Origin of the sequence: Erysipelatoclostridium sp. An15, assembly GCF_002160675.1 — a bacterium.
Taxonomy (GTDB): Bacteria; Bacillota_I; Bacilli_A; order Erysipelotrichales; family Coprobacillaceae; genus Thomasclavelia; species Thomasclavelia merdavium.
On sequence record NZ_NFLA01000034.1, the window covers coordinates 24,103 to 32,214 of the forward strand.

Sequence of the window (8,112 nt, forward strand, 5' to 3'; positions counted from 1 at the left end):
TAAATATTTTTTGTCAATTTGTATAATAATAGCGTGACATTAGTCGAACAAGAGTGTTTCAAAAGCAATTATGGTTTCACCAAAAAAGAAATTTGGTTTACTGTTGTCATGTAAAAAAGAATCATATTTACCAATAATAATTGGTAAAGTAGAATCTTGATATATTGGCGATTCCTTACTAGCAATAAAACTAATAATAGGAATATTGTTTTTAGAAGCAGTAGTAACAATTTCACTTAAACGACGTGTTTTGCCAGAATAAGAAATTACAATCATAAGAGTATTTTCAAAAAATACCTGACTAAACATTTCCATGTGAACTACGCAAAGTGCTTGATAGCCCATTAAAGTTAATCGTTGTTGAATATATTCAGCAATAGGAGCTGAAAAGCCTAAGCCAAAAACAATAATTCGTTTAGATTTATCACTCATTAATGAAGAAAATTCTTTTTTATAATCAAGATATTTTTCATTGAAGTTGATAGTAGTATCCTTGGCAGATGTCAGATGATAAATCATATCACTGTAGCCTTTAAAACCGAATTTATTACATAGTTTATAGATAGTTGAGGTACTAGTATAGTTGTCTTTTGCCATTTGACGTATGCCAATAGACTTTAATTGAGAAATATTTTTTTGCATGTAAGATACAATCTGTTTTTCCAAATTATTTAATTCATACTTTTCAATTAAATGTTGAATATTCATAAACGCCACCTCTTATTCATTATGTCACAGAAAAAAGAAAGGAGCAAGGTTGAAAATGTACGATCCATGGTCAAAAATAACGACTAGAAATGGTTATGCGGGGGATGAAGTGATTTCTGCATTACAAAAATCAATTAGAAGAGGGTTAGAAGAACAAGCTTGTATGTTTGCATATGAATTATACATTTCTTCACCACAATTAGAAGAAAAATTATGGCGTAGACTTCTAACAATTTCAGTAGAAGACATTGGAATGGGTAATCCAATGGCAGCAATTATGGTTAATAATTTATATCAAATGAGTAGAGAATTTGATTATTCAGATGGTGATCGTCCAATGTATTTCATTCATGCGATTAGATATCTATGTCAATCTGAAAAAGATCGTTCAAGTGATTTATTAAAAAATATTTGTATTAAATCATTTGCAATGGGAAAATTCCCTGAAATTCCTGATTATGCATTGGATAAACATACTGTTAGAGGGCAAGCAATGGGTAGAGATTCTTTCCATTTCTTAAATGAAGCAAGCAAAGTATACCCACAAAAAGAAGTAGATAATGATTATAAAGAAAGATATGCTAAGATTTTAGAAGAATATGATCCAGAAAATGTTTGTGAAACAGCATTTAAATTTAATGGTTGGCAATTTTAATAAAAAAGGGGAACAAGGATGATTAATAAATTAGAAAAATGGTTAGCGCCATTATCAGATAAATTAGGAAACCAAAGACATTTACAAGCCATCTCTAATGGGATGATGATGTCTTTAGCGTTAATTGTAGTCGGTTCAATATTTTTAATTATTGCAAATCCGCCAATTAATTTAGATTTAGTTGATCTTGATACAGGTAATATCTTTATGAAAGCTTTAATTGCCTGGAAACAATGGGCGGTAGCTAATTATAATACAATTACAATTCCATATACAATGACAATGGGATTAATTGGTTTAGTAACAACATTCGGTGTTGGTTATAGTTTAGCTGAAAGCTATAAGATGAAAGCAGCAATCAGTGGTATCATCTCTATGTGTGTTTTCTTAATGATTTGTGCACCAGTAGAAGATGGTAAACTTGCAATGACTTATTTAGGAGCAGATGGTTTATTCGTTGCTTTGATCGTTGGTTTATTATCAGTTGAAATCTGTCGGGTTGTTGGTAATAAAGTAGTATTCACTTTCCCTGATAGTGTACCTAGTGCCGTAACAAACTTTGTTAATTCATTAATTCCATTAGCTGCTAATATTATTGTTATTTATGGTTTAAATTTAATTTTAATGGCAGCAAGTGGTAAATCATTACCAGATTTTATTATGAGTATTTTAACACCAGCGATATCAGGTGTTGATAATATTTGGGCTTATATGGCAATTTTTGCTTTTTCAAACATTTTATGGTTATTTGGTATTAATGGATCTTCAATTATTTTCCCAATTGTCTTTACATTAGGGGTAACTAATTCAGGATTAAATGCAGATTTAGTTAACGCTGGAAAAGCAGCTGAAAATGTTATGAATTTACAAATGTATCGTTATGCAGTTCTTGGTGGTGGTGGAAACACACTAGGGTTAGTATTATTAATGTGTTTTTCACATGTAAAACATTTAAGAACAATTGGAAAATTAAGTGTGGTACCAGGAATTTGTGGTATCAATGAACCGGTTATTTTTGGTGGACCAATTGTCTTAAATCCAATTCTTGCAATTCCATTTGTATTAATGCCATGTATTTCAATTTATTTAGGATATTTAGCACAATCATTAGGATGGGTTAGTATGGGATATATTGTTGATCCATCATTTACACCATTCTTTGCACAAGGATTCCTTTCAGCATTAGACTTTAGAAATGTAATCCTTATGTGTGTATTAATTGCAATAAGTATTGTAGTATATTATCCATTCTTCAAAGTTTATGAAAAATCATTAGCTGAAAAAGAAGGAACAGATAAATAATTATGATAACCAGGTTTAAAGCCTGGTTATTTTTTTTGCAACTAATAGTTTCTATTTTATTTTTTGATGTAAATTAAAGTTGGTAGCAGCAACTAGAAATAAGCGTCTATAGTAAAAATATAGAATTAATTTATTTTCAAAGGAGCTGTTATAGTGAGAAGATATTTAAAAAGAAACAAATGGCATTTTTTTCTAGCTGGTTTTATCTGTTTATTAAGTGCACTAGCAACATTGTTTCTTGCTTATGTAATGAAATATATTATGGATGTTGCAATTAGTAAAGATTTAAAATTATTTTATCGTGCGATTATATTATCGTTGTTGTTGATTATTATTTATGTTTTATTAGTTTATTTAAAGGGTATTGTTAATGCGGTATTTTTAAAAAAAGTAATGGTTATGTTACGAAGTGATTATTTTAAAGCATTAATGAATCGTAATATTTTTGATAACAGTAATCCATCAAAATATATTTCAGTATTTAATAATGATATTAGTTTATTAGAAAAAAATTATTTAGAAAATTTATTATTAATTATTAGTGATTTATTTTTGATAGTTATTTGTACCATAGGTTTATTTTTAACTAACTTTAAATTAGCTTTAATAGTAGTTTTAATAAATATATTATCAATAATTATACCTGTTATATTTTCAAAACAATTATCTTTAAAACAAGAAAAATATACCAAAGTATTAAATGAGTTAAACATTAAATTTAAAGATTACTTAATGGGTTTTGAATTAATAAAAGCTAATAATGTAATAAATAAAATAAAAACAATTTTTAATACCAAAGAAATAGAGCATGAAAATAGTAAACAGAAAGTACGTTTTGAAGAAGCCAAAATTAATGCTTTATCATCATTATCATCAATTGGAACTAATATAATTACAATTTTACTTTGTATATATTTTGTAATTACCGGTAGAATAACAATTGGTACTGTGGTTGCAATCAATAACCTGGTTAATAACATTACCAATCCTCTTAATCGCCTTTTTGTAGAAATAGCAACAGTAAAAGGAACTAGAATAGTTGAACAAAAAATAATTAGTTTTATCGATTTACATCATTGCTGCAACAATGATATAAATTACAAAGAACCGATTAATAAAATCCAATTAGAAAAAGTCAGTTTTAAATACTCAAATAAACTAATTTTAAATCAAATAGATTATTGCTTTAAAAAAGGCAAAAAATATATTTTAGTAGGTAATAGTGGTTGTGGTAAGACAACATTATTAAAATTAATATTAATGTATTTTAATAATTATGAAGGGGAAATTTTATATAATAATAAAAATGCCAAAGATATTGACCCGACTAGTATATTTGATCAAATTGCTTTTATCAATCAAGAAACATTTATCTTTAATGATACTTTAAAAAATAATATATGTTTATTTCAAGATTATGATAGTAAACAAATAAATGAGATTATAAATAAAACAGGACTTAACCAGTTAGTTGCTTCATTACCAGAAGGTTTAAATAGTAAAATCAAAGAAAACGGTGCTAATCTATCAGGAGGACAAAAGCAAAAAATAGCTATTGCTAGAGCATTGTTAAAACAAAAAGAAATTATATTTATTGATGAGGGCACATCCAATTTAGATAATCTTAGTGCTTATGAAATTGAAAAGATAATATTAGATAGTAAAGCGATGATAATAAGTATCACCCATCATTTAAAAAAGGAATTATTAGAAAAATATGATGAAATATTAGTATTAGATCAAGGAAAAATTATTGAAAGTGGTAGTTAATCTGAATAAAAAATAGAAATGGAAATATGGATTTTACCAAAAAAGTGCATAATGCCCCTTTCCCCAAATGAAAGGCTATTCTGTTTGAGGTGAGTTGTTAGATTTCTTGATGATAATGCTTAAGATTTCTTCTTCGCTCAAACCAGTTCGGCTGAGCTGATTGAAGGCATTTCTGAAATTGTTTGTGATATAAGCGATGCGCTGTTCTTTCGTTGTTTCAACATCTGCCATATCTGATGGATTGAAGACTTCACCTGTCTTGAGTATATGGTAGATGGCTACAAGTATCTTTCTAGCAATCGCTATGATAGCACGTTTCTTGCCACGTCGTTTGGAAATTCTGACAAACTTTTCTGCATAGTAGCTACAGGTTTTATCTTTGACAGCGGCATGTGCAACCTGTACAAGACATGGCTTGAGGTAGATGCCGGCTTTTGAAATCTTGACAGATTTCTTTTTTCCGGCTGATTCATTATGTCCTGGAGCCAGTCCAGCCCATGCAGCCAGCTTGCGAGCACTAGACCATTGAGATACATCAATGCCAAGTTCAGAAATGATGATAATAGCAGATTTTCTGTTGACACCTGGAATTGTCATTAAAAGCTGAATATAGTTCTCATAGGCTTCGACCATCATGTCAATGTGGTGCTGAACTTCGTCAAGAAGTGAATCAACATATTCCATATGCTTCTGAACAATTTTGATTCTCGCTTTTTGATACTGATTCAGATTGGTTCCTTCAACGGCTGAAAGAATATCGTCTGAAGAAGCTTTGCACCTTCCATGAACTTTTGAAAGAATATCTTCACTTGTATAGGGTTCATCTGATAAAATGGTATCGACAATAGAGGAAGCAGATTTACCAAAGACATCAGTAAAAACAAGATCAAGTTTGCAGTTTCCAACAGTTAAAGCGTTCTGGAAACGATTCTTCTCAGAAGAACGGATATTGACAAGCTTATACTGATAGCGGGTAAATTCCCTGAGGATACGAATATCCTTTTCAGGAATATAGCTGGATCTGACGATGCCGAACTTAAAGAGATCGGCAATCCATTTGGCATCCTTATTGTCATCCTTCTCACCTTTGATAGCCTTGACCCATTTAGGATTGGCAACAACGACATTGGGGATGTGACCTTCCAATGCATTGTATACAGGAATATAGTACTTGCCAGTGGATTCCATGCATACATTGTGACAGTTGTTTTCGATAAGCCAGTCTCTAAATTGAATCAACTGGTTATTAAAGGTTGAGAATCTTTTTTTAATATATCTGGGCTTGATGGATTCAGAAATGCAGATAACTGCAACAATGAAGGATTTGTGCACATCAACGCCACAGGCTCTAGGGTAAACAATTTCCATAAATAAAAGCTCCTTTCAGATTATAGAGAAGGAGCTCAGTGACTGGCTGAACAGCACTAAAAGATTAACTCAAGTCAATGATTAATCTACAGACTAGGATGTCGATACTCATGTGTGCTTGAAAAGTTCAGTCTTGCACTGGTTATAATACTGTTTTAAACTGAACGAGCTGCAGAAATCTACAACTCACCTCGCCGTGCTTTGTAGTATAAGACTCCTTCAGTAAGAATATAGAATAAAAGATCTGCACAAGCAAGGAATTATTCATGACGATGTGTGCCTTGCAGCCGCAGGCGGAAAGGAATGTGTGGTTATAATGAATTAATAGCTAATCAGCAATTATTTTATCAATTGCTATGTAAGCAATAGTTAATATAGTAGAAGACTAAAAAAGGGACCTCAGTGTCCAATGTCGTCAATTTAAGAAGATAAAAGGATATGTTTAGCTAATTAAGTATCTGATCATATCCTTTTCGTGTTTGAAAACGCTAAAAAAGCGTATAAATATCCCTTGATTTTTGATGATTTTTTTTAAATTTTAGGTTATAATTTATATAGACAAGGTGTTCTATACTACTATTACGATTTGACACGAAGAAATCCTTTTTTAACCTTTCTTATGGTTGGATTTCTTTTGCCATCAACCCTAAATTTAAGTGGGCTTGGTAATTTTATATAGACACCCCATCTTGGGTAGAGTCTGTTCGGGCGAACAGGCTCTTTGTTTTTCGCAGCTTTTTTTATTATCTTTCCTAACAGTTTTTTTATCTTTTGCCTCTGATTTAACAGCTTTGGCAAATTAGTCCTTAACAACTGAATTAGATTATTTATATTTGTTTGATACTTATACTTTGATGTATGTACTATAATTTTATCCGATTCCTTTTTTATCATCGCAGCCAAATTATGCACTATGACCTGTGAATGCATCTCCTGTAATATAAGTTCCGGTTTCTCACTAGTTATTCTCTCCATCTCCAGTTTGTTCTTTAATGTATCATACCCTGTTTCCTCTATCCACCTATGACCATAAAGAACTATTATTTCTTTTCTCGACCATTCATCATTGCTAAGATTGGTAAAAAGTATTATTTCTTCATCTTCTTCATTTTCCTTTAGTTTCTTGATTTCTGATTTCTTATATTTGATTACCCGTATCTTCAGTTTTCTGTGTTCTCTGGCATATTCCTTGACTTCATCGATTTTAAATCTTTCTATCCATTTGTCATCAAATTCTATTTCTATCCAGCCATCCTTTTCAATTAAATCCACATGTTTCTTATAAAAGTTTGATTTTCCTCTAAAACAGTAGAAATCGTTGTTCATTTCAAAATAGAAAAACAAATCACTTGCATCATAATTTCTGTCCGCCAAGAACAATCTTTTATGTTTACACAGTATCTGGTGAACATCATCCATCTGTTCATAAGCCATTGGAAGTTCCGCTTTCCGATATGATCGAATGGATAAATCGATATAAATACTATTACATACATCATAAAATCCAGATATTCTTGGATTTGTTCTTCTCTGTCGGCACTTATGCAGACCTTTATCACCAAATTGTTCAATACATTCAGGTGTATGAGGTGCTTCTCCAGTAGAACCGTCAATGGCAACAACAGTATATCCTTTAATTGTATCATATTCATTATAATCATAATAATACTGGCATAACCGATGGTTAAGATATGGAAATACTTTATAACTGAGTTTTTCCTGTGCTTGAAATATTGCTTGTTTTGAAACTGATTTATCTAGTGCGTCAAATCCAGAAAAATAATGATTGATTTCATTGGAAACAGTATGCCCGTTTCTTGAAAACATAAATTTAAGAAGTCCTGGCAAACCAAGTTTTGACTCTCTGGTGAAATAGTTAGGTTGTTTTCTGGCTATATCAAAAGTATCCGGGTGAGATAAAAGAGAATAGAAATATTCAACAGTAGAAGTGATAGACATTAATCATCATCATACACAAGTCGAGGTTTTTTCTTTGCATACATAGCCTTAAGATAAGGTAATTGTTCTTCAGTCAAAAGACCAAAAGAACGGATAGTGCGATGTTTGATTTTACCATTTTCACGATAAGCTTCGACCAATGAACAGTAATAAGTACCTTTTTTTCCTCTATTATTTGGTACAGCCTTCACAAACATAAAATCACCTCTTTCTATACTACAATTATATCATAAAATCATTGGAATATCTATTGATATAGCTAATATATTCTTTCATAATTTAAGATTAAAAAGGATAGATATCTTGATAGATTTCTATCCGTTTTTAATCTTCTTAAATTGACGACATTG

Annotated in this window: 7 protein-coding genes; 3 read left to right on the forward strand and 4 right to left on the reverse strand. The window is 30.7% G+C overall.

Translation table 11 applies throughout. The features are described 5' to 3' along the window. Positions 1-39 precede the first annotated feature (39 nt). Positions 40-708 (reverse strand): MurR/RpiR family transcriptional regulator, encoded by a 669-nt coding sequence (locus tag B5E92_RS10730; RefSeq protein ID WP_087302020.1) that lies wholly within the window; start codon positions 706-708, stop codon positions 40-42. Between the two features lie 55 nt (positions 709-763). Here B5E92_RS10730 and B5E92_RS10735 point away from each other — a divergent pair, with 55 nt between their 5' ends. The 3 genes from B5E92_RS10735 to B5E92_RS10745 all read left to right on the forward strand — a co-directional run bounded on the left by B5E92_RS10735 (position 764) and on the right by B5E92_RS10745 (position 4,435). Beyond that, positions 764-1,363, forward strand: coding sequence for a hypothetical protein (locus tag B5E92_RS10735; protein ID WP_087302022.1), 600 nt, complete (start codon positions 764-766; stop codon positions 1,361-1,363). Between the two features lie 18 nt (positions 1,364-1,381). Continuing rightward, complete coding sequence (locus tag B5E92_RS10740) at positions 1,382-2,665, forward strand: PTS sugar transporter subunit IIC (protein ID WP_087302024.1); 1,284 nt, start codon at positions 1,382-1,384, stop codon at positions 2,663-2,665. Between the two features lie 153 nt (positions 2,666-2,818). Next, the gene (locus tag B5E92_RS10745; protein ID WP_087302026.1) at positions 2,819-4,435 is read left to right on the forward strand and encodes an ABC transporter ATP-binding protein; all 1,617 of its coding nucleotides are present in this window, start codon (positions 2,819-2,821) and stop codon (positions 4,433-4,435) included. Between the two features lie 75 nt (positions 4,436-4,510). Here B5E92_RS10745 and B5E92_RS10750 read toward each other — a convergent pair whose 3' ends face one another. The 3 genes from B5E92_RS10750 to B5E92_RS10760 all read right to left on the reverse strand — a co-directional run bounded on the left by B5E92_RS10750 (position 4,511) and on the right by B5E92_RS10760 (position 7,959). Continuing rightward, positions 4,511-5,803: an IS110 family transposase gene (locus B5E92_RS10750; protein WP_087302028.1), complete on the reverse strand. Its 1,293-nt coding sequence runs from the start codon at positions 5,801-5,803 to the stop codon at positions 4,511-4,513. Positions 5,804-6,382: 579 nt separating this feature from the next. Beyond that, entirely contained in the window at positions 6,383-7,762 is a 1,380-nt protein-coding gene (locus tag B5E92_RS10755; protein ID WP_087302030.1) for an IS4 family transposase, read from the reverse strand. Further along, positions 7,762-7,959 (reverse strand): 2-C-methyl-D-erythritol 4-phosphate cytidylyltransferase, encoded by a 198-nt coding sequence (locus B5E92_RS10760; RefSeq protein ID WP_087302032.1) that lies wholly within the window; start codon positions 7,957-7,959, stop codon positions 7,762-7,764. The genes B5E92_RS10755 and B5E92_RS10760 overlap by 1 nt, the downstream gene beginning before the upstream one ends. Positions 7,960-8,112 lie beyond the last annotated feature (153 nt).